The organism is Williamsia sp. Y853, from assembly GCF_056786495.1.
In genome coordinates this window covers 594,193-620,209 of record NZ_JBXCJC010000004.1, presented here as the reverse complement: position 1 = coordinate 620,209, position 26,017 = coordinate 594,193, and the positions used below count along the sequence as shown (strand labels likewise).

29 protein-coding genes are annotated in these 26,017 nt (G+C 63.8%); 14 read left to right on the top strand and 15 right to left on the bottom strand.

Going from position 1 to position 26,017, the window contains the following annotated elements:
• Complete coding sequence (locus AC1TPF_RS23485; RefSeq protein WP_482145430.1) at positions 1 to 657, top strand: helix-turn-helix domain-containing protein; 657 nt, start codon at positions 1 to 3, stop codon at positions 655 to 657.
• 10 nt (positions 658 to 667) lie between these two features.
• On the top strand, positions 668 to 1,888 hold the full coding sequence (locus AC1TPF_RS23480) for an allantoate amidohydrolase (protein WP_482145429.1): 1,221 nt from the start codon (positions 668 to 670) through the stop codon (positions 1,886 to 1,888).
• Positions 1,889 to 1,979: 91 nt separating this feature from the next.
• On the opposite strand, the gene AC1TPF_RS23475 is transcribed toward AC1TPF_RS23480, so the two are convergent.
• Genes AC1TPF_RS23475 through AC1TPF_RS23465 form a run of 3 tightly spaced genes read right to left on the bottom strand, consistent with a single transcriptional unit; the run spans position 1,980 to position 3,559 of the window.
• Positions 1,980 to 2,333, bottom strand: a complete 354-nt coding sequence (locus AC1TPF_RS23475) for a PNPOx family protein (RefSeq protein ID WP_482145428.1) — start codon at positions 2,331 to 2,333, stop codon at positions 1,980 to 1,982.
• 25 nt (positions 2,334 to 2,358) lie between these two features.
• A complete protein-coding gene (locus AC1TPF_RS23470) occupies positions 2,359 to 2,724 on the bottom strand; it encodes a TraR/DksA family transcriptional regulator (RefSeq protein ID WP_482140335.1) in 366 nt (121 codons plus the stop codon).
• 4 nt (positions 2,725 to 2,728) lie between these two features.
• On the bottom strand, positions 2,729 to 3,559 hold the full coding sequence (locus tag AC1TPF_RS23465) for an LLM class F420-dependent oxidoreductase (RefSeq protein WP_482140337.1): 831 nt from the start codon (positions 3,557 to 3,559) through the stop codon (positions 2,729 to 2,731).
• A 69-nt stretch (positions 3,560 to 3,628) separates the two neighbouring features.
• Here AC1TPF_RS23465 and AC1TPF_RS23460 point away from each other — a divergent pair, with 69 nt between their 5' ends.
• On the top strand, positions 3,629 to 4,813 hold the full coding sequence (locus AC1TPF_RS23460; RefSeq protein WP_482140339.1) for an alpha/beta fold hydrolase: 1,185 nt from the start codon (positions 3,629 to 3,631) through the stop codon (positions 4,811 to 4,813).
• Between the two features lie 10 nt (positions 4,814 to 4,823).
• On the opposite strand, the gene AC1TPF_RS23455 is transcribed toward AC1TPF_RS23460, so the two are convergent.
• The 4 genes from AC1TPF_RS23455 to AC1TPF_RS23440 all read right to left on the bottom strand — a co-directional run bounded on the left by AC1TPF_RS23455 (position 4,824) and on the right by AC1TPF_RS23440 (position 9,265).
• Positions 4,824 to 5,525, bottom strand: a complete 702-nt coding sequence (locus AC1TPF_RS23455; RefSeq protein WP_482145427.1) for a TVP38/TMEM64 family protein — start codon at positions 5,523 to 5,525, stop codon at positions 4,824 to 4,826.
• Between the two features lie 192 nt (positions 5,526 to 5,717).
• Positions 5,718 to 6,371 (bottom strand): isochorismatase family protein, encoded by a 654-nt coding sequence (locus AC1TPF_RS23450; RefSeq protein WP_482145426.1) that lies wholly within the window; start codon positions 6,369 to 6,371, stop codon positions 5,718 to 5,720.
• Positions 6,368 to 7,453: a pyrimidine utilization protein A gene (gene rutA / locus AC1TPF_RS23445; protein WP_482140345.1), complete on the bottom strand. Its 1,086-nt coding sequence runs from the start codon at positions 7,451 to 7,453 to the stop codon at positions 6,368 to 6,370. The genes AC1TPF_RS23450 and rutA overlap by 4 nt, the downstream gene beginning before the upstream one ends.
• A 291-nt stretch (positions 7,454 to 7,744) precedes the next feature.
• Positions 7,745 to 9,265 carry an MDR family MFS transporter gene (locus tag AC1TPF_RS23440; RefSeq protein ID WP_482140347.1) on the bottom strand — a complete coding sequence of 507 codons (1,521 nt, stop codon included), beginning with the start codon at positions 9,263 to 9,265 and terminating at the stop codon, positions 7,745 to 7,747.
• A 47-nt stretch (positions 9,266 to 9,312) separates the two neighbouring features.
• On the opposite strand from AC1TPF_RS23440, the gene AC1TPF_RS23435 reads away from it, so the two are divergent.
• Complete coding sequence (locus AC1TPF_RS23435; RefSeq protein ID WP_482140349.1) at positions 9,313 to 9,948, top strand: TetR family transcriptional regulator; 636 nt, start codon at positions 9,313 to 9,315, stop codon at positions 9,946 to 9,948.
• A gap of 98 nt (positions 9,949 to 10,046) precedes the next feature.
• Here AC1TPF_RS23435 and AC1TPF_RS23430 read toward each other — a convergent pair whose 3' ends face one another.
• From AC1TPF_RS23430 to AC1TPF_RS23410, 5 genes are all read right to left on the bottom strand, one after another.
• On the bottom strand, positions 10,047 to 11,378 hold the full coding sequence (locus AC1TPF_RS23430; RefSeq protein ID WP_482140351.1) for an MFS transporter: 1,332 nt from the start codon (positions 11,376 to 11,378) through the stop codon (positions 10,047 to 10,049).
• Positions 11,379 to 11,436: 58 nt separating this feature from the next.
• Entirely contained in the window at positions 11,437 to 12,867 is a 1,431-nt protein-coding gene (locus tag AC1TPF_RS23425) for an FAD-dependent oxidoreductase (protein WP_482140353.1), read from the bottom strand.
• A complete protein-coding gene (locus AC1TPF_RS23420) occupies positions 12,864 to 13,649 on the bottom strand; it encodes an SDR family NAD(P)-dependent oxidoreductase (RefSeq protein WP_482140355.1) in 786 nt (261 codons plus the stop codon). Before AC1TPF_RS23420 ends, AC1TPF_RS23425 begins: the two co-directional genes overlap by 4 nt.
• Positions 13,642 to 14,487 carry an SDR family NAD(P)-dependent oxidoreductase gene (locus tag AC1TPF_RS23415; protein ID WP_482140356.1) on the bottom strand — a complete coding sequence of 282 codons (846 nt, stop codon included), beginning with the start codon at positions 14,485 to 14,487 and terminating at the stop codon, positions 13,642 to 13,644. Before AC1TPF_RS23415 ends, AC1TPF_RS23420 begins: the two co-directional genes overlap by 8 nt.
• Before the next feature lie 74 nt (positions 14,488 to 14,561).
• On the bottom strand, positions 14,562 to 15,029 hold the full coding sequence (locus tag AC1TPF_RS23410; RefSeq protein WP_482140358.1) for a nuclear transport factor 2 family protein: 468 nt from the start codon (positions 15,027 to 15,029) through the stop codon (positions 14,562 to 14,564).
• 130 nt (positions 15,030 to 15,159) lie between these two features.
• On the opposite strand from AC1TPF_RS23410, the gene AC1TPF_RS23405 reads away from it, so the two are divergent.
• A complete protein-coding gene (locus tag AC1TPF_RS23405) occupies positions 15,160 to 15,888 on the top strand; it encodes an IclR family transcriptional regulator (protein WP_482140360.1) in 729 nt (242 codons plus the stop codon).
• A 32-nt stretch (positions 15,889 to 15,920) separates the two neighbouring features.
• Here AC1TPF_RS23405 and AC1TPF_RS23400 read toward each other — a convergent pair whose 3' ends face one another.
• Entirely contained in the window at positions 15,921 to 17,105 is a 1,185-nt protein-coding gene (locus AC1TPF_RS23400; RefSeq protein WP_482140361.1) for a homogentisate 1,2-dioxygenase domain-containing protein, read from the bottom strand.
• A 106-nt stretch (positions 17,106 to 17,211) separates the two neighbouring features.
• On the opposite strand from AC1TPF_RS23400, the gene AC1TPF_RS23395 reads away from it, so the two are divergent.
• The 9 genes from AC1TPF_RS23395 to AC1TPF_RS23355 all read left to right on the top strand — a co-directional run bounded on the left by AC1TPF_RS23395 (position 17,212) and on the right by AC1TPF_RS23355 (position 23,904).
• Positions 17,212 to 18,099 carry a hypothetical protein gene (locus AC1TPF_RS23395; protein ID WP_482140363.1) on the top strand — a complete coding sequence of 296 codons (888 nt, stop codon included), beginning with the start codon at positions 17,212 to 17,214 and terminating at the stop codon, positions 18,097 to 18,099.
• Positions 18,096 to 19,331 (top strand): fumarylacetoacetase, encoded by a 1,236-nt coding sequence (gene fahA, locus AC1TPF_RS23390; protein ID WP_482140365.1) that lies wholly within the window; start codon positions 18,096 to 18,098, stop codon positions 19,329 to 19,331. The genes AC1TPF_RS23395 and fahA overlap by 4 nt, the downstream gene beginning before the upstream one ends.
• 32 nt (positions 19,332 to 19,363) lie before the next feature.
• The gene (locus AC1TPF_RS23385) at positions 19,364 to 20,047 is read left to right on the top strand and encodes an IclR family transcriptional regulator (RefSeq protein ID WP_482145425.1); all 684 of its coding nucleotides are present in this window, start codon (positions 19,364 to 19,366) and stop codon (positions 20,045 to 20,047) included.
• Between the two features lie 36 nt (positions 20,048 to 20,083).
• The gene (locus AC1TPF_RS23380) at positions 20,084 to 20,932 is read left to right on the top strand and encodes an SDR family oxidoreductase (protein ID WP_482140368.1); all 849 of its coding nucleotides are present in this window, start codon (positions 20,084 to 20,086) and stop codon (positions 20,930 to 20,932) included.
• A 46-nt stretch (positions 20,933 to 20,978) separates the two neighbouring features.
• The gene (locus AC1TPF_RS23375; RefSeq protein WP_482140370.1) at positions 20,979 to 21,413 is read left to right on the top strand and encodes an SRPBCC family protein; all 435 of its coding nucleotides are present in this window, start codon (positions 20,979 to 20,981) and stop codon (positions 21,411 to 21,413) included.
• A gap of 6 nt (positions 21,414 to 21,419) precedes the next feature.
• Positions 21,420 to 21,929, top strand: a complete 510-nt coding sequence (locus AC1TPF_RS23370; RefSeq protein ID WP_482140371.1) for a CinA family protein — start codon at positions 21,420 to 21,422, stop codon at positions 21,927 to 21,929.
• Between the two features lie 31 nt (positions 21,930 to 21,960).
• Positions 21,961 to 22,806 carry an ammonia-dependent NAD(+) synthetase gene (gene nadE / locus AC1TPF_RS23365; protein WP_482140373.1) on the top strand — a complete coding sequence of 282 codons (846 nt, stop codon included), beginning with the start codon at positions 21,961 to 21,963 and terminating at the stop codon, positions 22,804 to 22,806.
• A gap of 101 nt (positions 22,807 to 22,907) precedes the next feature.
• Positions 22,908 to 23,399, top strand: coding sequence for an STAS domain-containing protein (locus tag AC1TPF_RS23360; protein ID WP_482140375.1), 492 nt, complete (start codon positions 22,908 to 22,910; stop codon positions 23,397 to 23,399).
• A 25-nt stretch (positions 23,400 to 23,424) separates the two neighbouring features.
• On the top strand, positions 23,425 to 23,904 hold the full coding sequence (locus tag AC1TPF_RS23355) for a hypothetical protein (protein WP_482141422.1): 480 nt from the start codon (positions 23,425 to 23,427) through the stop codon (positions 23,902 to 23,904).
• A 2-nt stretch (positions 23,905 to 23,906) separates the two neighbouring features.
• On the opposite strand, the gene fabG is transcribed toward AC1TPF_RS23355, so the two are convergent.
• Positions 23,907 to 24,635, bottom strand: a complete 729-nt coding sequence (fabG, locus tag AC1TPF_RS23350) for a 3-oxoacyl-ACP reductase FabG (RefSeq protein ID WP_482140377.1) — start codon at positions 24,633 to 24,635, stop codon at positions 23,907 to 23,909.
• Between the two features lie 147 nt (positions 24,636 to 24,782).
• Positions 24,783 to 25,961, bottom strand: coding sequence for an acyl-CoA dehydrogenase family protein (locus AC1TPF_RS23345; protein WP_482140379.1), 1,179 nt, complete (start codon positions 25,959 to 25,961; stop codon positions 24,783 to 24,785).
• Positions 25,962 to 26,017: the final 56 nt, after the last annotated feature.

Genomic DNA, 26,017 nt, shown 5'->3' with positions numbered 1-26,017 from the left:
TTGGTCACCCCGGTGTCACCGGCGCGTGCGGTGGTCGAGGACACCACCGCGCGCGAGGTCGACCACGGTGGCTTCGATCCCGACTCGCTCGAAGCAGTCATCGGGTCGCAAACCCGGCGGTTACGCATCACCGCCGGGCTCTCGGTGAGCGAGATGGCCACCCGCACCGGTATCTCCAAGTCGATGCTCTCGAAGATCGAGAACGCGCAGGCATCCTGCAGTCTCGGGACCCTCTCCAAACTGGCGACGGCACTGGATGTTCCGGTCACCTCGCTGTTCCGCGGTGAGAAGACGCAGCGCGAATCGGTGTTCACCAGGGCGGGTACCGGCGCGGAGATCGTCGGGCGTGGGACCCGGGCCGGACATCACTACGAACTCCTCGGGGCGTTGCGCGGTCAGCATCGGCGCCTCGAGTCCGTGGTGGTGACGCTGCTGTCGGACACCACGATCAGTCCGCGCTTCCAGCATCCGGGCACCGAACTGTTACACATGCTCGAGGGCGAAATGGTTTACAGCCATGACAATTCCGACTACACGCTGCGCGCCGGGGATTCACTCCTCCTCGACGGCGAGGGTATCCACGGACCAAAAGAACTGACTCGCTTGCCGATCCGGTTCCTGGCGGTCACGGCCTACCCCGATAACTATTCCGAATGATTGGGAAGAGATGAAGACCTTCGACTCCATGTGGGCGTCGATACTCGATGTCGGTCGTGCAACCACCGGCGGTTACCGGCGCTTCGCCTGGAACGACGCCGACATGACATTGCGCGAGTGGTTCACCGGCGAAGCATCGGCCCGTGGCATGTCCGTGGAAGAAGACCACAACGGAAACCTCTGGGCATGGTGGTTGCCGGAGGGATGGGTCGGCGATCCCCGCGACGCATTCGTCACCGGCTCGCACCTGGATTCAGTACCCGATGGCGGCGCCTACGACGGCCCGCTGGGTGTGGTCTCGGCGTTCGCTGCCATCGACATCGTCCGCGACCGCGGCATCACCCCGGCGAAACCGATTGCCATCACCGCCTTCTCGGACGAGGAAGGTGCGCGCTTCGGTGTCGCCTGCGTGGGCTCCCAACTCAGCACCGGTGCGCGCACACCGCAGCGCGCGCTGAAACTGCGTGATGCCCAGGGAATCTCCCTCGCCGAAGCGCTCACGTCGTCGGGACGCAATCCAGCGCATCTGGGTACCGACCCCACCCTCGTCGACCGTGTCGGCGTATACGTCGAACTACATGTCGAGCAGGGGCGCGGACTCGACCTGGTCGATCAGCCGATCGCGGTCGCGTCGTCGATCTGGCCCCACGGTCGCTGGTTGTTCGATTTCACCGGCGAGGCCAACCATGCCGGTGCCACCCGCCTCGTCGACCGCCGCGATCCGATGCTCGCCTTCGCTTCGTCGGTCCACACCGCGCGCGGGGCCGCCGCGGTGCACGACGCGGTGGCCACCTTCGGCAAGGCGCGGGTATTGCCCAACGGCGCCAACGCGATCCCGTCCGAGGTGATGGCCTGGCTCGATGCCCGCGCCGCGGATGAACCGACGCTGACCGCGCTGGTCGAGACGATCTCGGCCGAGGCCCGCGCCCACGCCGAGCGCGACGGCATCGACCTGAACATCGTCGCCGAGTCGATCTCCCCGATCGTCGAGTTCCCCGACGACATCCGCAATCGCCTGCAAAATGCCCTCGGTCACCTCGGAGACATCCCGGTGCTCCCCACCGCCGCAGGCCACGATGCCGGGGTCCTGTCGGCGAAGGTGCCGACGGCGATGTTGTTCGTGCGCAACCCCACCGGCGTCTCACACTCCCCGCACGAGTTCGCCGAGGAAATCGACTGCCACCGCGGCGCCGAGGCCCTCGCCGACGTCATGGCCGACTACGTCGCCTGATCCGACCCCCATCCCCCACCCGCAAACGCTCCACATGTACGAAGACGCTCCACAAACATGTGGAGCGTCTTCGTAGATGTGGAGCGTTTACTCAGGTTGTGGATGACTCGTCCAGGTTCACGGTCACGCTGACCGCGCCCGAGTCACTGCGGCGGGCGACCGCATGCCCTGTCCGATCACCGTCCGGCAGTGCCAGCGTGATCGGGCCACCTTCGCCGAGGAAGTTGCGCCACCAGTTCTTCTTGTCGGGCATCCCCACCCTGATGAGCACTTCGTTGCCGGTGCGTCTGTAACTCACCGGCAGCCGAACCGATTTTCCCGATCTGCGTCCGGTGTAGCTGATCACCACCATCGATCCACCGGTCAGTTTGCTCAGGCCAGGGGCCGCGACAGCGGGCACCACCACCTTGTTGACCGCGGCAGCGACCTTCTGGAATGTACTCACGACATCAACTCCTCGTTCTCGGTTCTCACCAGCGCCTGGACTGATCCCTCGACGTCGCGCAATTGATACACAGGCGCGTCGCCGGAAGTACTTCGAGCCGGGCCGCCCCGATCTGCGCGCCGCAGCGTTCGCAGAGGCCGTACGTACCCTGCGCAATCCGTTCGAGAGCGATGTCGATTTCCGCCACCCTGATCTCGGATCGCTCGATCTGGGCGACGAGTTGTCCCCGTTCGAACGCCAATGTCGAACCCTCGGGATCGTGCTCGTCGTCAGCGGTTCCCTCGGCTGCCGCATCGACAACGGAAGCGAGCCTGGCCGACATCTGTTTGATCAGGTCGGTGGTCTCGGACCGATCGGCTTCGAGAGCAGCCCGCGCGACATCGGGATCCATCGGATCAGCGATACGGTTCGGCCGCGGCGGCCAACTGGTCGAGCTGACGCAGCGTCTCCACCTGCGGCGCCGTTTTCAGCAGGAACGTCACGCGTTCGACGTCGGCACGCGCGTAGCCGTCGAGTTCTTCGGTTGACGATCCGGCCGCGAAGATCGTGAACGGGATGTCCGGGCGCCCGCGCTCTGCCAACACCGCACGCACCCGGATGAGCTCCTCCGAACTGGTGTGGGCTCGAGGAAGCCAGGCGTCACCGAACTCGACCAGCCGAGCCAGCGCTGCGGGACTCTCACCACCGATGTAGATGGGCGGATGCGGCGATTGGACCGGCTTCGGCCAGCAGTAGATCGGATCGAAATCGATGTGTTCCCCGTGAAACTCTGCCTCGTCCTGCGTCCAGATGGCCTTCATCGCGGCAAGTTGCTCATTGATCAATGCACCACGGGTCCGCGGGTCGGTTCCGTGGTTCCGCATCTCCTCCCGGTTCCAGCCGACACCTACGCCGAATGCGGCCCGTCCTCCAGAGAGCAGGTCAAGCGTCGCAACCTGTTTCGCGGTGTGGATCAGGTCTCGTTGTGGAAGCAACGCAATGCCGGTTCCCAGCAGCAACCGGGTGGTGACGCCGGCTGCAGCGGTCAGCGCCAGGAACGGATCCAGCGTCCGGTAGTACACCCTGGGCAGGTCGCCGCCGCCCGGATAGGGCGATTCGCGGTTCACCGGGATATGCGAGTGTTCGGCCAGGAACAACGAATCGAATCCGCGTTCTTCGAGCGCCTTGCCCAGCACATCGGGTCGAATGCCCTCGTCGGTGACAAATGTCGAGATTCCGAATTCCATGTATTCCATGGAATCACACACCGGTCCACAACCGGTTCAGAGTGGGGAAACGTCGCTACGCTGGGGAGGATGACACGAGGTCTCGGCGGGTCACATCATCCGGTCGCCGACTGGAGCGATGAGCGGCGCAAGGAAGCGCTGCGATCAACCCGACTGGGCCACAATTGGATTCATTTCGGCGGACTCCGGCGTTTCCTGATGCGAAGCGGATTTGTTCTGTTGGCGCTGTTGATCCTGTGTTCCCAGTACTGGGCTCTCGACGTTGCCCCTGAACGGCAGCGGCTGGCGCAGACACAACCTCAGATCCATTTCATCTACGACGCGGCAGATCCTGCCAACGATGACACCGCCGTGGTCGACATGGTCGGCCTGGGAAACCTCGATGCCAGTGGCACTGCGCGCGCACTCCCGGCCCTGGCCGATATCGGACAGGTGTGGGCGGTGCAATACGACAACGAGGGTCTGGACACCGCCGTCATCAGTCGTATCGTCGTCGCCTACGCGCAGTCGATGGGCATCGACAAGATCGTGCTGGTCGGGCACAGCATGGGTGGCATCATCGCAATCGAGGTGGGCACGCACATCTTCCATGACAGCGAGGTCACGCTGCTCGCGCTCATACTCGACTGCACACCGGTGAATCTCCACGCGGTCCGACCACGTAGCCGTGATGCCGGCGAAGACCTACTCCGGTGGATGGGCTGGCTCCCCGGAGCCAGGGAAAGCCGCGGTCTGCGTCTCGTTGTCGAGACGGTGGCGCGCAAGGATCAGTACCTGTTGACGGACTCCGCACGGCACCCACTCCTCGACCCGCTGGCTTTGGGCGAGACCATCCGCGACGTGCTGAGAACCAAGATCTTCAACACCGACGCCGCCAGCAACGGGCTGATCCAATCCCAATTTCTTGCCATCGCGGCTTCCGGCGCCTCAGATGACCTTGCCACCATCAGCAAGGAAGCCGGCGATCGTCCGTTCCCGGCGATCATCTTCCTGCGCCCGGACTTCGCCACCGACGATCCCGTTGTCGACGTCGACTACTCGCAGAAGGTCCTCTTCGATACGACCGGCGGACCTTCCGGGCGATTGTTTGTGGTGCGAATGCCCAGTACCGGGCACGCCAACCCGAAGCAGCAACCGGAGGCCTACAACACCGCGATCCGCGACGAGGTCATTCCCTATCTGCGGAAACTCGAAGAAGAAGCCAGCAGTACGGCAGCGGCGGGTGCGGCGATTCGGGCCGACGGGCAACGCTGACCAGGCCCACTCATCGGGCATCGTCGGTGAGGGTCGGCCCGTCCGTGGCAGCGGCCTGCGGAACACCCAGTCGCGCATCGACCACCAACCCGACGATACCCAGCGCGAACAACCCCGCCGACAGTGCGATCATCCCCGCGCTCCCATCACCGGCCAGCGCATCGCCGACGATGACCACTGCGGCCGTGGCGGGCATGACCCCGACAATGGTGGCCACCAGGTAGGGAACGAACCTGATCGACGACAGTGCCGCGATGTAGTTGGTGGCGGTGAACGGAAACGGCACGATCATCCGGAGCGACCCGACGGCAAGCCACCCGCGGCGCTCCATCCGCTGTTCTATCGAGCGGGCCACCGGAGACCGTAGATAGGGCTTGATCCGTTCGCGTCCATAGCGGCGGACGAGGACAAAGGCCACGATGGCCGCGAACGTTGTCGCCAGCATCGAACCGACAAATCCGGTCACCGGACCGAACAGCAGCCCGGCGGACACACTGAATGCCGACCTCGGCGCAGGGAAGATCGTGATGACCCCGTAGCCGAGGAAAAACAGTGCGGTGAATGCGAATCCGAAGGAGTCGGCCCAATCACGAAGACTTTCTATCGACGGGATGGGAACCAGATACGCGGCAATCGCCAGAGCTGTGAGGACGATCGTGGCGACAACAGCCCGAAACACCACGGACTGATTCATCCGCCCGCGTGAGATCACTGGCCCCAATGTACCGAGACATGTTCGTACTCAATCTGATCGAGAGGACAGTTCACCGAATATTCTGCGACGATTCATCTGCGATCACCCCGATGACGGCCGGCGCGTCCACCAGCAACACCGGAGCAGTCCCGGTTGCCGTGATCCCACCGAGCCAGGCTTTTGCCGACACATACGCTCTGGGTCCTTCTGTCACAAGCTGATCCGAGCTATCGCCGACAGATAGTCTTCGGCACGCCGTAGCGACCACACCTCGCCCATCTTCGCCCCGATGTCGAAGAGATTGGCCTCGTGGATGGCCCGTACCCGGTCACCTGCCGCATCGGCGACCACGATCGGCACGAACCCGTACTGCATGGTGTCCAAGGTGGAGGCGCGTACGCATCCGCTGGTCGAGAATCCGGCGATGAGCACCGTATCGACCTGCAACGAGGTCAGGTATGCCGCCAACGGCGTGCCGAAGTAGGCGCTCGGGTACTGCTTGGTCAGGCGAAGCTCGTCGGCGGCCGGTTCGAGCCCTTCGACGAACTCACCGAAAGGGTTCTGAGGGGTGAAGGCTTTCAAAGACGGCACCTTACGGCCGAACACTCCGGCGTCTGCGAGGTCCGGCCGCAGAACCACCTCGGTCACGACCACCGGGATCCGGGCGGCGCGTGCCGCGGCCAGTAGAGAACGCATCGCGTCGACGACGGCTGTTGCGGGTTCGCCGATGAACAGGCCGCAGTCCGGATCGACGTAGGCGCGCGCCGGGTCGACGATCAGCAGCGCCGGGCGGGTCCCGGGCTCCAGGTGGCCATCGAAACCGCCTGTCGCGTAACTGTCTTCGTGGTCATCCTGCCAACTCACGACGCGACGCCGACAACGTCCTTGCGGCACTGCAGCAGCGGCTGGATCCTGCTTCCGAAGTTCTCGACACCTGCGACGAAATCGTCAAAAACCAGCATGATGCCCTTGACTCCGTTGATCGCGGCAACCTCATCGAGCATCTTCGCGCAGGTCTCGAACGATCCGACAATCGTCCCCATGTTGAGATTCACGGCGCCCTCGGGCAGCGAGATCGTTTTGGCCGTCGAACCTTCGCCTGCGGTCTTGTCGGTCTCGGTCTGTTCGACCATGAAGCTCAGTGCATCGGCGTCGGCGTTCGCGTTGTAGTCATCCCACTTCGCCTGCGCTGCCTCATCCGTCTCATCGGCAATCACCATGAACAGTGCCAGCGCCCCCACATCGCGGCCCGATTCCGCCGCCGCCGCAACCATTGCGGAAACGGTGGGCTCGAACGCAGTCGGAGTGTTGACGCCGGAGCCGAGTACGAAGTTGTAATCGGCATGCTCGGCGGCGAACTTCATGCCGCGTGCGGACTGCCCGGCGGCAACGATCGGCACCGTCCCACCCGCCGGTCGCGGCGAGAGTCGACAATCTTCCATCTGATAGAACTCACCGACGTGATTGCTGACGCCGGTGTCCTGTAGCTCCCGGATGACCTGCACATATTCGGTGGCGCGGTCGTAGCGGTTGCCGAAGTGCTCATCACCCGGCCACAGACCCATCTGGGTGTACTCGGCCGGAGCCCAACCCGAGACGATGTTGATCCCGAAGCGTCCCGGGGCAATCGAATCGATGGTCGATGCCATCCGCGCAACCAGCGCGGGTGGCAGGGCCAGGATGCCGGTCGACGCGTAGAGCTTGATCTTCTCGGTGACGGCGGCCAGGCCTGCCATCAGGGTGAACGATTCGAGATTGTGGTCCCAGAACTCGGTCTTGCCACCGAATCCCCGGAACTTGATCATCGACAGGGCGAAGTCGAACCCGGCCGCCTCGGCCTTCTGCACGATCTCCTTGTTCAGTTCGAAACTCGGTTTGTACTGCGGTGCAGCCTCACTGATGAGCCAGCCGTTGTTGCCGATGGGGATGAAGACGCCAAAGTCCATGCGAGCAAGGCTGCACTTGCCGTGTTTCATGCACATTGCGACACCGGATCGGCGTTGAAACGATTCCTTCGCAACGTCGTTCCAACGGTGCCGTGGCAGCGCATCTCGATCTGTACGACCGCACGAGCATCTAGTGCCCCGAGTCAAAAGTTCTTTTGCAGTCTCCGTCGTTCGATCGGCGCCTGGCGGCGTTGTCGTCGGTCGGTATAGCTCCGCTATGCCTTCCTCCTCCGCCTTGCCAGCCACCCATCGCCCCACCGGAGACAAGCAAGAAACTTTCGACTCGCGACACTACGTTGCGGTGACCCCGGCACCGACCGGCTTGTCGTTCGATCGCACCAGCGTTGCCGCGAGAACGAGGACAACCGAGATGACGCCACCGACGACGAAGGCGAGGTGTGTTCCGTCGGAGTTCGCGATGATCGCGGAGTTGCCGTCGTCCGTAGACGCCGTGATTCCCCGTGTCATCAAGGTGATGAACAGGGCGGTACCTGCCGCACCGGCAACCTGCTGGATCGTGCTGATCGTTGCACTGCCGTGTGAATACAACTCGCGTGGCAGCGAACCCAGCGCGGACGTCATCAACGGCGTGAGGGCGAATGCGATGCCGGCACTCAAGATCACATGCGCGATGATGACCGTGTAGAGCTCGGAATCGGCGTCGAGCGTGGCGAGCAGCCACGTGCCGACGCTCATGGCGATCGTGCCGGGCAGCACCAATGGCCTTGCACCCCAACGATCGAAGAGCGCGCCCACACCTGGCCCCAGCAGTCCCATCACCAAGCCACCCGGCAGCAGGACCAATCCTGTTGTCAGGACGCTCTTGTCGAGGACGTTCTGCAAGTACAGCGGCAGCAGGATCAGTGCACCGAACAGCGTGAGCATCAGCCCACCCATCAGCAACGCCGCGAGCCTGAACTGCGCGATCTTGAAGGTCCGCAGATCCAGCAGAGCCCGGCCGCGTTCGACAAGCTTCATCTGTCGGACCACGAAGAGTCCCAGTGAGGCGACGCCGATCACCAGCGGAATCCATGGCGGCACGGGAGTGTGGCCTGCCGACGACTCACCGATACTGCTGAGCCCGTACACGATTCCGCCGAAGCCCAGGGCAGAGAGCGGGATCGAGATGACGTCGAGGTGCGACGGCTGCCGCTCGGCGACGTCGCGCACGAGGATGCCGCCCAAGATCAGCACAACGGCCGCCACCGGCAACACGATCCAGAACATCGCACGCCAGCTGAGCGATTCGAGGATCAGACCGGACACGGTGGGCCCGATGGCCGGGGCCACCGAGATCACGACGGAGACCAGTCCCATCATGCGACCGCGTGAATGCTCTGGCACGACATTGAGGATGGTGGTCATCAGTAGCGGGATCATCAATGCGGTACCGACGGCCTGGATCACCCGGGCAACCATCAAGACCTCGAAGCCGGGCGCCACCGCGGCGATAAGCGTTCCCAGCGTAAACGACGACATCGCCGCGACGTACACCCAGCGGATGCTGAACCGCTGCAGGATGAAACCCGTGGTGGGGATCAGGATCGCCATCGTCAACAGGAAGCCGCTTGTCAGCCATTGCGCGGTGGCCGCGGTGATGTCGAGATCCTTCATCAGCGTCGGCAACGCGACACCCAGGATGGTCTCATTGAGGATCACCACAAATGCCGCGACAAGAAGCAACGAGATCAGAAGAACACTGCCGGCCGGACTTTCGTCACGCCTATCGGCTCTGACGCCGACATTCACACTCTCGGTCACGATCACATCCACTCGGGTAGCCGCTGAAGAACTTTCGCAGCATATATCCATGTGTCAGTGACTGCCACTTTGGCATCGGGTGACATAGAGTTGAGGTCATGTCAACCTCTTTTCCGGGCGCAACGCTCGATCTCCGGACCCGGCGCCGCAACGAGACGCGGATCGAGATTCAAAAGGCAGCGCTCGATCTGTTCGAGCGGCACGGCTTCGACGAGACGACGGTGGACGAAATCGCTCGCGTTGCCGGCATCTCGTCCCGAACCTATTTTCGATACTTCGCGACCAAAGAGGATTGCATCCTCGGTGACATCCACGGTTTCGATGTCGCCCTCCAGACCTGTATCGAGGCGGCCAAAGCCACAGACGAATCGCTGTCCACCTTGTCGCTGGCCGACATCGAAGAGGCATTCCGCGGTGCCATCACAGGCTTTCGGCACGAGCAGAGCGAAGTCGCCGCGACGTCCCTGCGCATTCGGAAGCTGGTCTGCGCAAACCCGACGCTGAGCAAGGTCTGTATCGGCCGCTGCGCGGAGAACACACAACGCTGGTTGTCGCTGCTGGACCAGCAATGCCCGGCGACAACACGTTCGCGCATCCGGATGATCCTCGAGATCGCACAGCTGTCCGTGCAGTGTGCGTTCGACGAGTGGGTGAACGCCTGCGACCCGGACCTGCCCGACGCCGATCTGCTGACGATCTACGACACCGTCTGCATGCGGGTACGTAATCTCTGAGGTCACCCGCAGGCACGCGGACAGCACAAACCACAAACGACCGGCCGCACGCGGGTCACGCGTACGGCCGGTCGATTCGTTCGATGCGGGTTGTTACCTCAGTTGGATTTCACCACAACCGAATCCGCGTCATCAGAGACCTTTGTGGAGTCGTCTGATTTGACCCAGATCAGCATGACCACCGCGATGGCCATACACACCGCGGGGAACAACAGTCCGAAGGTGACGTCGTCGGCCTTGGAAGTCTTGCCGATGATGAACGGACCGAAGAACCCGCCTGCGGCCGCGATGCAGTTGATCACTGCCAGACCGACCGCCGTCTGCGCCCGCGGCAGAGCCTCGCTGGCCAGGGCCCAGAACGGGCCGAGGTAACCGAAGACACCGACGGCGAGCAGAACCAGACCGAACATCGCCACGTTGGCGTGGTCACGGGTGGCCATGGTGATGACCAGTCCGGCGACCGCGACGACCAGCGTCCCCATCACGACGACCTTGCGATTTCCCATCAGATCGGAATACCGAGCGATGAGGAGCATCGCAATCGCACCGAAGATGTACGGGATCGAGCCGTAGACACCGATGTTCGTGGACGAGTAATCCGGGTTCAGCTGCTTGACGATCTGCGGCAGGAAGAACGTCATCCCGTACAGGCCAACGGCATACAGCAGGTTGATGACCGCGAGGTAGAGAACCTTCGGGTTCTTGATCACCGTGAGATCGATGTGCGCCGTCTCGTCGTCCTCGGCGTTGTAGTCCTTACTGATCTCATCCTCGAGCCACTTCGCCTCGTCCTTGTTCAGCCATTTGGCCTTGCTCGGTCGATCGGCGAGATAGAACAGGACCCAGATTCCGATCAGTACCGGCGGAAGGCCCTGCAGGATGAAGATCCATCGCCAGGACGAGAGCCCGAACCACTCCACGTGGTCGAGAATCCACCCGGCGGTCAGTGAGCCGATGATCAGGGCGACCGGCTGCGCCAACGACATCCGGGCGATACCGCGGCCGCGGTCCTGATTACGGAACCAGAAGGTCAAGTACAGCAGCAGCCCGGGGAAGAGACCGGCTTCGGCGATGCCGAGCACGATGCGCGCGATGTACAGCTGAGCCGTGTTCTGCACGAACCCGGTGGCCATGGTGACGATGCCCCACGAGATGGCGATGCGCGCCAGCCAGATTCGCGCACCCACCTTCTTCATGACGATGTTGCTGGGGATCTCCAGGACCACGTAGGCGACGAAGAAGATCGCCGCGACGGTGCCGTAGGTCGCCAGGCTGATGCCCAGGTCCTCCGACATCGACAGCTGCGCGTAGCTGATGTTCGACCGGTCCATGTAATTGAACATGTAGAGAAGGAACGTGATCGGCAGAATCGATCGCGACACCTTGGACAGAACCGCGGATTGGTCGACCGCGGAGGTGTTGATACTCATGACGTCTCCTTGTAATGGCGCCTGGTGGAATTCGGTTGCGGCAGTGACTGGCTGGTTTTCATCGAGCCGCCGATGCCGCGGATTGGCCGGCGAGCCGGCCCATGGTCAGAGCATTGGCGACGGCATTGCCGCCACCGACGTAGCGATTGCCGAGGATTCCTCCACCGGCTTCGCCCGCTGCGAACAGGCCTTCGATCGGGTTGCCCTTGGTGTCGAGAACGGCAGCCCTGACATCGATCTCCAGACCCGCGTGGGTACACACCAATTCGGCGGGCACGATTCGGGTGGCGTAGTACGGCGCCTGCGCGATCGGAGTGACTCCACCCGTGACGCCCTTGGCCGCCAGCGACCGATCGCGTTCGAAGTCGACGTCGGTCCCGTTCGGGAGCTGGTCGTTCCATCGAGAGACTGTGGCCTGCAACGCTTCCGCCGGAACATTGACCTTGGTGGCCAGTTCGGCCAGGGTTTGCGCAGCCAGAACCGAACCCGCGCGGACATGGTCCTCGACGAGCTCCGGTGTCCAGTCGATGTAACCGGGCGGAAGTGCACGCCGGGCAGCTTCATCGAAGACCATCCACACCGGCAGCCCATAGCGATCGATCTGGGTGTCGATCAGGCCACCGGACACGGCGTAGGAGGCATCTTCGTCCATGAACCGATGTCCCGCACCGTTGATGTGCAGGCGCGACCGCGGCGGGAATCCCGCCTGCCAATGGTGATAGCCGACGAACTCGGCGGTCGGCAGCAACAGGCCCCAGCCGTCACCGGCAATCGACGCCGACACCTGTTCGGCGTATCCGATGTGATCGCCGCGGGAACCGGGAGCAGCGACGACGAACAAGGAGTCACCGGCCCGGTTGGCGTGCGGGAACCAGCGATCGACGAGCGCCTTGTTCTGCGACAACCCACCGGATGCGACAACCACGGCGCCTGCATCGAGTTCGACACCGTCGACGACGACGCCGGTCACCCGGCCATCGGCAGAGCGGAGCTGCTCGACGCGGGTGTGCATGACGGCGTCGATCTTGTGGGCCTTGCGTGCCTTGTCGAGAACTTGCACCAAGCCGTAGCCCTGGTCCTTGGGGACGTGCGCACGCCACACGTCTTCGACGCCCGCACGGGTCAGGCCCGGAGTGTGGGCGTTGCCCGAGATCTGGGCGGGCACCTCGACACCTAGATGCAGCATCCACTCGAGCGTGGGTCCGGCGAGTTCGCAAAAGCGCCGCACCAGACCAGGTTTGAGGAGCCACTGGTTCAGGTCCATGTAGTGCTGGAAGAACCGTTCAACAGTGTCTTCGATGCCGAGCTCTTTCTGAACGCTGGTCTGTGCGGCCGTGAACATCCCGGCCGACAGCTGCGTGGATCCACCGAGCTCACCCTCGGACTCGAAGAGGATCACCGATGCGCCACGTTCGGCAGCGGACACCGCGGCCGCGAGACCGGCACCGCCGCCTCCGATCACCACGACGTCGTAGTCGCGTTCACTCATGACAGCTCTCCGTCCATCTCTTCGAGAATCCGGTGATACGTCCCGTTGGAGACCAGTCCACCGTCGACCGTCATCTCGGATCCGGTCATGTACGACGACCCCTCGCCGAGGAGGAATTGCACAACACTCGTGATCTCCGACGGCTGCGCCATCCGGCCGGCGGGCACACTGGCCACCGCGCTTGTCACAAATGAATCGGCACCGGCCAGCAAGGGTGTCTCCACCAGTCCGGGATGAACCGAGTTGACGCGGATACCCCATGCTGCCAGCTCGCCTGCGGCGGACTTGGTCAGGCCGCGAAGACCCCACTTCGAGGTGGAGTACGACGGTGAGAAGTAGCCGATCTGTCCTGAGATGGACGAGATGTTGATGATCGAGCCGCCTCCGGAATCACGCATCAGCGGTGCCGCGGCCTGAATCCCGTAGAACGGGCCGTCGAGGTTGATCGCCATCACCGATCGCCAGGTCGACGCCGTGGTGTCCATGAACCGTCGGCGCCGGGAGATCCCGGCGTTGTTCACCAGGCCGTGAAGGGCGCCACACGATGTCGTGATCTCGCTGATCACCTGGGCCCAACTGGCGGGATCGGTGACGTCGAGGCGATGGCCGGTGGCCGATCCCCCGGCAGCGACGATCTCTTCCACGATCGGGGCGGTGTCCGCGATGTCGCCGACCGCCACGTGCCAGCCATCGGCGGCCAGCGTCCGGGCATGGCCCGCGCCCATCCCACCGGCAGCACCGGTGATCAGGACGACCTTGCGGACATCGTCGGGGTCAGACATGGCGGGATCCGCCGTCGACGGCCAGGATGTGACCGGTCACGTACCGGGCGCTGTCCGAGAGCAGGAACAGCATCGGGCCGACAACCTCTTCCGGCGATGCGATGCGGTGCAGCGGGATGATGTCCAGTGTCTTGGCCAGAGCCGGTGCGTCGTCCTGGACCCACCGGGTCATCTCGGTGTCGATGAAGCCGGGGGCGATCGCGTTGACGCGGATACCGAGGTCACCGAACTCGACGGCCAGGCACTCGGTCAGGTGAGCGACTGCGGCCTTGGCGGAGCAGTAGGCGGCGCGGCCACGGCGGACCCGAACCGCGGCGACCGATGCCATGTTGACGATCGCACCACCGGGAGCCATCACCGCTGCAGCGGCCTGCGCGCCGTAGAGGACGCCCTCGACGTTGATCGACAGCGAAGCCTGCATCTGCGACGGCGGGATCTCGGCGGCCGGGGCCTCGGGGAAGATGCCGGCGTTGTTGATCCACAGATCGACGGCGCCGAACTCCTCGACGGCGCGCTGGGCCAGCGCCCGCTGCGCTTCCGGATCGCGGACGTCCACCGACGCCGCCACGACGCGTCCGGCGTTCTCGACATCGGCGACCTCGGCGTTGAGGTCGTCGGCCGTGCGAGCCATCTGCTCGCCGTTGATGTCGGCGCCGACCACGTTGACCCCGCGCCGGACCAGTGCTGCGGCGAAGCGGGCGCCCATGCCCTGTGCCGCACCGGTCACCACGGCGACCTTGCCTGCCAGATCCGGATGGCTGACAACCATCGGCGTTGCTTGCACCCGCCCGGGATGTCCGTTCTCGGAATTGTTGGCATCAGAAGTGGTCGAAGTCATCGGGTCTTCTCTCTCTTACGGATTGGAACGACAAACATGTTTTCGGGGACGTCGCATGACGCGTCCGGAGGCGACTAGTCGTCGCGGAACACCTGGCGGTGCTCCACCAGCCACTGGCCGGACGAGGCCCGGACCAGTTGGTCGACGGTGGTCGTCAACCGCACCAGCGAGCTCTCTTGGCCCTTCGGCGTGGCCACGATCTGCAGGTATGTGTGGCCAACGACGTGATCGGCATCGACACCGGGTGTGACGTCGACGTTGGTGATCACATGCCGGCTGACCACACCGCCGGCACGGCCTTGCTCGGCAAAACGGCGAGCAAACGCCTCCAGCTGCGCGCGGCCCTGCACCGGAGCCGGGTACGACGGCGACTCGAAGACGCCGTCCGCGGTGAAGGTCGACGCCCAGGCACTCGCCGCACCGGTGTCGATCAGGCGGGCCTGACGTGCGTAAGCGCGGACCACCTGCGGATATACGGCGTCAAGGTCGCCTTCAGAGCTCGACTCGCTCAGGGTGCCATCTGCAGCAGTGTGCGCGGACATTGGCCAACTCTCGATTCGGTGTGCGATAATCGCACGCAGTGATCTATAACCGAACGCGAGGTTATTCAGGTCACATTGCATACGTCAAGTCTGGTGGCGCGCAGCGTTAGGGAAAGGTCGGTACGAACACATGACGACAACGGATTCGAAACCTGAAGATCAGGTGGTGACCGGCGATGCCAAACTCGACGCCGGGATGTCGAAAACGCTGCATGCGGGCCTGAGCGCACTGGCAGCGGTCTGCGCATCGGCAGACGGGCTGACCGTCACGCAGGTGGCCGAGACCATCGGGGTGCATCGCACCGTCGCCCATCGCATGATGCGCACGCTCGAAGCGCACCGACTGGTTCGGCGCGACGATTCATCGAAGAGATTCTTTCCCGGGGCGGGGCTGGTACCACTCGCCGAACCGGTGGAACGAGACCTGAGGGCACTGGCCGTGCCGGTTTTACAGGAACTCGCAGATGCGACTGGTGCCACCGCGCACCTGGCCATGCAGGAAGGACCCGATCACGTGCGGGCCATCTTTGTCGTCGAGCCGCGCCATGCGCCGATGCACATCGCCTTTCGGGCCGGGCATCTGAGCCCCATCGACCGCGGATCCGCGGGATTGGCGCTACTGGCGGCCGGTCCCCCTCGCAGCGACGAACGGCCTGATGTCACCAGTGCCCGCGAGCGTGGATACGCGGTGAGTTTCTCCGAGGTGATCTCCTCGGTGCACGGTGTCTCCGCCATCGTGCGGGCACGCCGAAGGACCCCGATGAGTATCGGGGTTTCGGTCTTCGAGTCGACTGCGGCCGACCGGGCCGCGCCCGCGGTACTCGCCGGCGCCGCCGAACTCGGGCGCGCGTTGAGCTGAAGCTCGCACGCGCCGGTCCGGCGGCATCACGATCACAGCGAGCGGCCGGCCCAGCTCCACGCATAGGTGTCGTCCTCGACGGCCAGTCCGCCCTCGCCCAGATCGAGCGGGGCGAAGGTGTCGACCATGACGGCCAGCTCCTCGAAAACCTCCGCGCCCAGCGAGGCCTCGGTCGCCGAGGGCTGCGGTCCGTGGGCATGCCCGCCCGGATGCAGCGAGATCGAGCCCAGACCGATGTTCGTACCCTTACGTGCCTCATAGTCTCCGGCGACGTAGAACATCACCTCATCGGAGTCGACATTCGAGTGGTAGTAGGGCACCGGAATCGCCAACGGGTGGTAGTCGACCTTGCGCGGCACGAAGTTACACACCACGAAGTTGTGGGCCTCGAAGACCTGGTGGACCGGCGGCGGCTGGTGAACCCGGCCGGTGATCGGTTCGAAGTCCTCGATGTTGAACGTGTACGGGTAAAGACAGCCGTCCCAGCCGACCACATCGAAGGGGTGCGTGTCGTAAGTCATGACAGTGCCCAGGATTTCGCCTCCGGCACGGTGTTTCACGAACACCTCCACGTCGCTGCCCTCGACCAGGAGCGGCTCACACGGGACCACGAAATCGCGTTCACAGAACGGCGCATGCTCGAGGAACTGGCCGTATTTCGACAGGTAACGCGCGGGTGGGGTGATGTGCGAGTTCGCCTCGACCGCATACAGGGCCGACGACTCCGCAGGCAGCCACCGGTGCGTCGTCGCACGCGGCACGATGACGTAATCCCCTGCGCGGTACGGCAGCTTACCGAAGACCGTCTCGAGGACACCGGTTCCGCGCTCGACGTAGACGCATTCGTCGCCGATCGAATTGCGGTAGTAGACAGACGGTTCGGTGCCGGTGACGACATAGGCGATCCGCACGTCACTGTTACCAAGGATCAACCGACGGTCGGTGACCGCATCAGCGGTGTTGCCCGCTGCGAACAATGCGTGCAGCTGCAGGTGCCGGGGCTTGAGTGGATGATTGGGGGTCAGACGCTGATCGGTCCACTCCCACACCTTCGAGTCGACGATCGCGGCTGGAACGCCGCGGTGGTACAGCAGAGAAGAATCGGACGAGAAGCCTTCCTCACCCATCAACTCTTCTCGATACAGAGTCCCATCGGGCTGGCGGTGCTGAGTGTGGCGTTTGCGGGGCATGTCGCCCACTGCCTGATAGAAGGCCACGATCGACTCCTTCTTTTGGTTGGTCCGAACACGTCATGAGCTGGAGAGTGTTCGAATATCGGATACCAGTGTTCGCTATTTGGGGATGTGCGATACGGTACAAGCCATGTCAACATCCAGCACAGCTACCCCTGGTTCGACCCACGGTGTGCCCGCGGAGTGGGCAGGACTCATCGATGACGCGGCGATCTTCCCGCCGGGCAACAGTCCACTCCCCGATGCGGTGACCGCGTTTCACGTGCGCCGTCGCGAACAGTGGTATGCGCCATTGGTTTCGAGCTTCGTCGTCTCCGGAGCCGCCGTCGGGGACATCGATTCGCCCACGGAACTGCCGGTGTCACTGGTCGTCGGTGGTGGACCCGATGCCCTCCACAAGGCGCTTTCCACCGCGCGGACGGTGAATGTTTCCGTTGTTGCGGTCGAGGTTGCCCTCCGCGACCCGGACGACCTGTCCGGCGGCGTCCGACGAGTTGCCGCCGTGCGTGACATCGCACAGGCTGATGGCCTGCTGACCTCCGGCACTCCGGTCTACGTCGAAATGCCACAGTCCGATGCCACCGACGGATGGCTGGACGCGGTGAGTGTGGCAGGTGAACGCGGGTTGCTGCTCAAGTTCCGAACCGGTGGCGTAACTGCCGACTTGTTCCCCTCACCACAGACACTTGCTTCATGGATCGTCGCCGCGTGCAGTCGCGGAGTCGCTTTCAAATGCACTGCAGGACTGCACAATGCGGTGCGGCACACCGCCGATGACGGTTTCGTCCATCACGGATTCCTAAACGTCATGCTGGCGACGGACGCTGCCGCCGAAGGCGCGGACATCGAACAGATCACTGCCCTGCTCGCCGAAGAGAACTCGGCAGAGTTGGCCAAGCGCGTCGAGTCCATCGATGTCCCGGCCGTACGACGCCGGTTCGTGTCACACGGAAGCTGCAGTGTGATCGAGCCTTTGGAAGATCTCCTCACTCTCGAACTGTTGGAAGGACCACAATGAGCAACACCATCACCTGGGTCGACGGAGCCGCCGGTTCACTGTTCGATGTCGACAACCTGCCCTACGGAATCTTCGATCGCACCGCGAACCCGGGAACACGCCGGGTTGGTGTCCGCATCGGTGACCACGTACTCGATCTCGCACCGTTGGCCGCTGACGCGGGTCTCGATGTCGCAGCGGCATTCGAGGCAGGCACGCTCAATTCGTTCATGTCACTGGGCAAGGGCTCCTGGGATGCGGTGCGGGTGTGGCTGATCGAACTGCTGACGAACCCCGCACATCGCGAGGTGGTCGTCCCGCATCTGGTCCCGCTGGCCGATGTGACCATGTATATGCCGTTCGAGGTGGGCGACTACGTCGACTTCTACGCCTCGGCAGATCACGCATCGAACGTGGGCAAGATCTTCCGTCCCGACCAGGCCCCGTTGCTCCCCAACTGGAAGCACCTGCCGGTCGGTTACCACGGCCGGGCCGGAACCGTGGTTCCCTCCGGCACAGACATCCTGCGCCCCAAGGGACAACGGAAGCCCGCCGACGCGACCGAGCCCGTATTCGGCCCGAGTGCACGCCTCGACATCGAGGCCGAACTCGGATTCGTGGTGGGGACCGGCACCGACCTCGGCGATCCGGTCACCACCGCGGAGTTCGCCGAGCACACGTTCGGCGTCGTCGGCCTCAACGACTGGTCGGCACGTGACATCCAGGCGTGGGAATACGTTCCGCTCGGCCCGTTCCTCGGAAAGTCCTTTGCCACCAGCATCTCTCACTGGGTCACGCCGCTGGCTGCACTATCAGCGGCATGGTGCGAACTGCCCGGACAAGACGGTTCCGAAGGCAATCCGAAGGTGCTCGACTACCTGGCGGTCGACGGGCCCGCCGGCCTGGACATCGACGTCGAGGTCGTCGTGAACGGCCACGTCGTCACCATGCCCACCTATCGGTCGATGTACTGGGGCGCTGCGCAGATGCTTGCCCACATGACCGTCAACGGTGCGTCGATCCGCCCGGGCGACCTGTGGGGATCAGGCACCATCTCCGGCGCCGAACCCGGCCAACGCGGTTCGTTCCTCGAGCTCAGTTGGGGATGGCGCAACCCGTTTGCTGTCGGCGACGACGAACGCCTCGCACTCGAAGACGGCGATACCGTGACGTTGCGGTACACCGCTGAAGGAACACTCGGTGGCCGTATCGCACTCGGTGAAGTGACCGGCCGGATCATCGATGAGCGCTGACCGCGTACGCGGCGTGGCTTAAGCTGCACCGCATGCCCGCCGAAACCGCCCAGACCCTCGACCGTGGTTTGCGGGCACTTCGCACGCTCGCCGCGCATCCCGGCGGGTTGACCATGTCGGCCCTGGCGGCGGAACTGGGAATCAATCGCACCATCGTGCACCGCCTGATCAGCACGCTCGAGCAACACGCTCTGGTGCAACGACGTGCCGATGGTCGGCTCAGCGTCGGGCTGGGCGCGCTGTCCCTGGCGACCGCGGTGAAACCGGTGTTGCGCGATGCCGCAACACCGGTTCTCCGTGAACTCGCAGAGGACCTGGGTTGCACGACGCACCTCACCATCGCCGATGGCGGCGATGCCCTGGCACTGGTTGTCGTCGAACCCACGTGGACGGACCTGCATGTCGGGTACCGGATCGGAGCCCGCCACCCCCTCACACAGGGGGCGGCAGGCAAGGCGATCCTGCTCGGCAGGAGCGCGTCCACCGAGGCCTATGTCGTCACCAGCGGTGAATTGCAGTCGGGTGCGCTGGGTCTGGCAGCGCCGGTCCTGGGCGTCGAAGGCCTGGAGGCCAGCGTCGGCATCATCACGGTCCGAGAAATCGATGCGGACCAGGCGGGCCCTCGTGTCACCGCCGCCGCAGCGGCACTGGCCAGGAGACTGACCGGGGCCCGGGAAGAGCCGACTGCCGCGACCGCGGAGACCATGCGCCGCTGATGTTTTAGCCATCGTTCGCGGGGTATTCCGCAGCCTATGAGCGAGCATCCACGCCAGACCATTCCATATCCCGGTAGCACCGGCGATATGAAGGACAAGCCACATGATGAAATGGCGTCCTATGTCGGTCGCGGCCTCCTGGAGGGCAAGAAGGCGCTGATCACCGGCGGCGACTCCGGTATCGGCCGGGCGGTGGCGATCGCCTTCGCCAAAGAGGGCGCCGACGTCGCCATCGCCTACCTCTCGGAAACAGAAGACGCCGAATACACGCGGACCAAGGTCCGGGAGGCCGGCCGCAGTTGTCACCTCTTTCCCGGCGACCTCGCCGCCCCCGGGCATTGCACAGATGTGGTCGACCGCGCGGCCGCCGAACTCGGAACCCTCGACATCGTTGTCAACAACGTCGCCTTTCAAGCGGTTGTCGACGACTTCGCCGAGCTCACGCCGGAGCAATGGCAGCGCACGTTCGACGTCAACATCCACAGCTTCTTCCATGTGACGAGGGCGGCACTGCCGTACCTCGATCCGGGATCCTCCATCATCAACACCGGTTCCATCAACGGACTGCGCGGCAACAAGACGCTGATCGACTACTCCGCAACCAAGGGCGCTGTCATCGCCCTCACCTACTCGCTGGCACAGAGCCTGCTCGCGCGCGGGATCCGGGTGAACTGTGTTTCTCCGGGACCGGTGTGGACTCCCCTGATACCGGCAACGATGCCCGCTGACAAAGTCGAAGATTTCGGCAAGCAGACACCGTACGGCCGCGCCGCGCAACCAGACGAAATCGCACCGTCCTATGTGTTCTTCGCGTCGGAGACCATGTCGTCCTACTACAGCGGCGAAGTACTGGCGCCAATCGGCGGCGAAACCCTGCCCGGCTGAAAATCCCTGCTCCGGAACGACTTACATAGAAAGAAGGACCACACCCATGATTCAGGTCGAACGCACGACATCCGCAACACCAGCGCAGGTCTGGTCGATATTGTCGAATGGCTGGTTGTACAGCTCGTGGGTGGTCGGCACCTCGCGGATCCGCAATGTTGATCCGCAGTGGCCGCAGGCCGGTTCGACGATTGCGCACTCGGTGGGATTGTGGCCGGCCCTGATCGACGACAAGACGGAATCGGTGGAGTCGTCCGCCGGCCTCCTCGTATTGAACGCACGCGCATTGCCGATCGGTTCGGCCGAAGTGCGGATTCACGTGGAGAAAGACGGCGACGGGTCCCGGATCACGATGGACGAGACCGTCAACTCCGGACCCCTTCAGATGATTCCGGACAGCATCCAACGACTCGCGGTCGCTCCGCGGCTCGAGGAATGTCTGCACCGTCTGACGATGCTCGCCGAAAACGGCGCCTCCTGATCTGCCATGTCAGTCAATCCGAACGACAGACAGGACTCCGACGACAGGGTGCGCGCCCTGGCCGAGGAACTCGCAGGTCTGGTATCTCGCCACGGGTTGAAGATCGCGACCGCCGAATCGCTCACGGCAGGCAACATCGCGGCGACTCTGGGTCAGGCACCCTCGGCGGGTGACTGGTACCTCGGTGGCATCGTGGCCTACCACAAACGGGTGAAGCACTCGCTGCTCAAAGTTCCTCCCGGTCCTGTGGTGAGCAAAACCTCGGCCATCACCATGGCCGAGACCACCGCGAACCTGATGAGAGCCGACCTGGCCCTGTCGGTCACCGGCGAGGCCGGACCCGAGACACAGGAAGACGTGGCTCCGGGCACCGTCTGGTTCGGCATCGCCGAACCGGGCCTGACCACCGCAACTCAGGAGATCTTCGACGGCTCGCCACCCGAGATCCTCGCCGCCGTGGTCGAGCGTTCCCTCGAGCTGCTGCTGCGGCACGCCTATTCGGTTGCCGCCATCTGAACTGCGCGTCGCCGGGAGATGAGGAGAGAGTGTGAGCGGACTGGCCGAAAGAATTCGCACCGAGCTGCACGTATCCCCGCACATCGATGCGGCAACTGAAATCGACCGTCGAGTCGATTTTCTCGTCGAATACGCTGGTGCGGCGGGTAGTGCCGGGTTCATCCTCGGCATCAGTGGCGGGCAGGACAGCACACTCGCCGGTCGACTGAGTCAACTCGCCGTCGACAGGTTGGCATCCGCCGGTCACAAAGCGGAGTTCGTCGGGGTCCGGTTGCCCTACGGGCGCCAGGCCGACGAGTCCGACGTGGACCTGGCACTGGACTTCATCAAGCCGTCTCGGACGGTGGCCCTGAACATCGCCGACAGCACCGACGCCGCCGCGACGGCCGCGGCGCGTGCGCTCGGACTCGAACGCCTGACCGATTTCGTCCGGGGCAACATCAAGGCCCGCGAGCGCATGGTCGCCCAATACGCGATAGCCGGCGAGCTCGGACTGCTGGTGGTCGGAACCGATCACGCTGCTGAAGCCGTCACCGGATTCTTCACGAAATACGGCGACGGCGGAAGTGATATCAATCCACTCGCCGGTCTCACCAAAAGCCAAGGAGCGCAGCTCCTTCAAGAGCTCGGCGCACCGGAGCGGACGTGGGAGAAGATCCCGACCGCGGACCTCGAGGACGACCGCCCGGCTCTCGCCGATGAAGAGGCCCTCGGTGTCACGTACGCAGACATCGACCGCTACTTGCAGGGTCAGCACGTGTCGGAAGAGGCCGCTTCGGTCATCGAGTCCGCGTACCTGCGCACGCGACACAAAAGGCATCTCGCGGTCACCCCATACGACGAGTGGTGGCGCGGCCAGGGTTGCGAACCGGTGTGATGACTGCCACGATGTAGGAAGGTTAAGGACTAGCCACGTATCGCGTAGGCAGTCTTTCGGTCTGCCTGCGCTCCCATCCATGGCGAGGGGCAATGTTGTCCATGTATAACCACACCACATTCGCGACCACCCCGGAAACGGCGTCCGAACCCCTGACGATCTCGTCATCGCGACAGGGGAACATCACCGTTCTGGCTGTGTGCGGAGACATCGACCTGTTGACGATCGACCTTGTCCGACAGGCCCTCGAGGGCGCCTTCCGCGAGCGAACAACCAACCTTCTCGTCGATCTGACCCAGACCACATTCCTGGCGTCAGCAGGATTGAAGGCCCTCGAGCAGGCCCGGGAGCGCGCGGAGACAGCCGGGGCGATGTTCGCGGTGGTGACAGCGCGGCCCTCGACATCCCGCCCGATCATTGCCCTGCAGCTCGAACAGGTACTCGATCTACATGCCACCGTGGACGAGGTGGTGGAGTTGTGGAGTCGACCGGACGTCCGTTGGCCCGAGCCGAGCCCCCTCGACTCGTGGTGGGTCGAGGTGATGTCCCATGAGACGCAGAACCGTCAGTCTCGCCTCACCGATCACCGGTGATCGTCGACCGCACGTCACAGGATTGATGTCAGAGGGTGCGGGGTACTCGGCAGCGGTGTCCGAAGCCAGTGGAAATCCCTCGCCGATCCACCAACGCCCGGAAGATGTCGACGACGCCACCATCGCCGCTGTCGGGAAAGTCTCCGAGGCGTTGGAATTCCTCGAGCGCGCCCGTGGGCATCTGTACTCGTTCCACCAGTTGATGGGTCACACCGACCTGTTACTCGGCGACGCCGTCGACGATCTGCGCGCAGCCGGACACGGTGAGATCGCGGACCGGCTCGGCAAAGACCTGGTCGGCCGAAATGTCATCGAGGGACAGTGGACATTCCAGATCGTCGAAGACTTCGACGACACCTACTGGTCAGTGTTCCGTGAACACGAACGCCGCGTCCGGGAAGAGCTGCAGGCGGGGCGTCGCCATGTCTACGAGGCCGAGATGAAGGAACGCCGCCGAACCCACGGCCTGCGGCACCACGAAGCGAGCCCCGGCGCCTCTGACTGAACTCAGATGTGGCGTCCGCCGGTCACTTCCGCCACTGTTCCAGTCATATAAGACGACATCGATGAGGCGTAGAACAGTGCCACCGAGGCGATCTCGTCCGGTTCACCGGCTCGTCCCATCGGGATCTCTGTCATCTTCGAATCCCATGCTTTCTGCGGCATGGCCTCGGTCATGGCGGTGCGGATGAGTCCGGGCGCAATGACGTTGATTCGAACACCAAGGTGGGCAACCTCTTTGGCGGCCGCCTTGCTCAGACCCACGATCCCGGCTTTGGCTGCCGAATAGTTCGTCTGTCCGAGCATCCCGACCTTGCCCGAGATCGACGACATGTTGATGATCGAGCCGCCGCCGTTTTCCCGCATGATGCCAGAGGCGAGTCGGGTGCCGATCCAGCAACCCTTGAGATGGACGTCGATCACGTCGTCGAACTGCTGCTCGGTCATCTTGCGCATGGTGGCGTCGCGGGTGATGCCTGCGTTGTTGACCATCACATCCAGAGAACCGAAGGTATCGGTTGCGGCCGCGAGCAGGGCCGCTACATCATCGGCGGACGTCACGTTGGCGCGCACGCCGATCGCGTCGGCCGACAGTGAGGCGGCGGCTTCCTTGGCCTTGCCCTCGTCGAGATCGCCGATCACGATCCGGGCGCCGTTGTCGGCGAAGATGCGAGCGATGGCCAGCCCTATCCCCTGGGCTCCTCCGGTGACGACGGCGGTTTTGTTGGCGAGCATGATGTCCTTTCGGTGTTGAACTGTTGTGCCTGACGATGCGGCGCTACTGCGCCGACTCGGGGTGATTCCCAGCGAGGTTGCGGGTGGCAAGCGGGGCCGCCACCGCCTGCTCGACGGACACCACGGTGAATCCCTCGAGCGGCAGTGTCATGACAGCTTCTTCTTCTCGGCCCGGATCAGGCCACCGCCGATGACGAGGCGCTGGATCTCGCTGGTCCCCTCATACAACCGAAGCACCCGGACGTCCCGGTAGATCCGTTCCACCGGCACGTCCCGCATATATCCGGCGCCGCCGTGTACCTGAACCGCGAGATCGGCCACCTTGCCGACCATCTCTGTGCAGAACAGCTTTGCCGCCGAGGGCGCGATGCGGCGGTCGGTTCCTTCGACCCAGGCCCGCGCCGCATCACGCACGATGGCGCGTCCGGCCATGACGCCGGTGTACTGGTCGGCCAGCATCGCCTGCACCAGTTGGAAATCCCCGATCGCGGCACCACCCTGGGTTGCGGTCGCCGCATACGCAACCGACTCGTCGAGCGCCCGCTGGGCCTGACCGACCGCCAGGGCGGCGATGTGCACCCGACCACGTGCGAGCGATGTCATCGCAGCGCGGTATCCGACGTCGCCGTCTCCCCCGACAAGCGTTTCCTGCCCCACCCGAACCCCGCTGAAGCGCACCTCTGCGGTGGCAGCACCTTCTTGTCCCATCTTCGCGTCCTTCGGACCGATCTCGACACCCTGCGCGGAGGCCGGAACAAGGAAGACCGCGATGCCGTTGCCGGTCTCCGGTGCCGGTGAGATGCGTGCGAAGACAACAAACAGATGCGCGTTCGGCGCGTTGGTGATGTACCGCTTGCCACCATCGATGATCCATCCGTCACCATCGACCCTGGCGGTGGTCTTCAGTCCGGCCGGATTGGAACCCGCACCGGGTTCGGTGAGCGCGAAGGACGCGACCACGTCTCCAGAAGCTATGCCCGGCAACCACTGTGCACGTTGCTCATCCGTACCGAAGCCGACCAGCACCTGACCGGCGATCCCGTTATTGGTCCCGAACATCGATCGGAGGGACAACGAGGTGTAGCCCAATTCCATTGCCAGTTCGACGTCTTGGATCAGATTGAGCCCGAGGCCGCCCCACTCCTGGGGTATCGCGTAACCGAAAAGACCCATCTGCGCCACCTGGGTGCGCAGGTCGTCGGGGATCGTGTCGGTGTTCATGATCTCGAGCTCACGCGGCACCACACGAGTCCGCACGAACTGGTTGACCTGCTTGAGGATGTCAGCGAAGACGTCGTCGGGTACGTCCGGATTGAGCGTGTCCATTCCAACACTATTGCGCCATTATTATGATCGGTCCAATACCCAATCCGGGCTTCTGT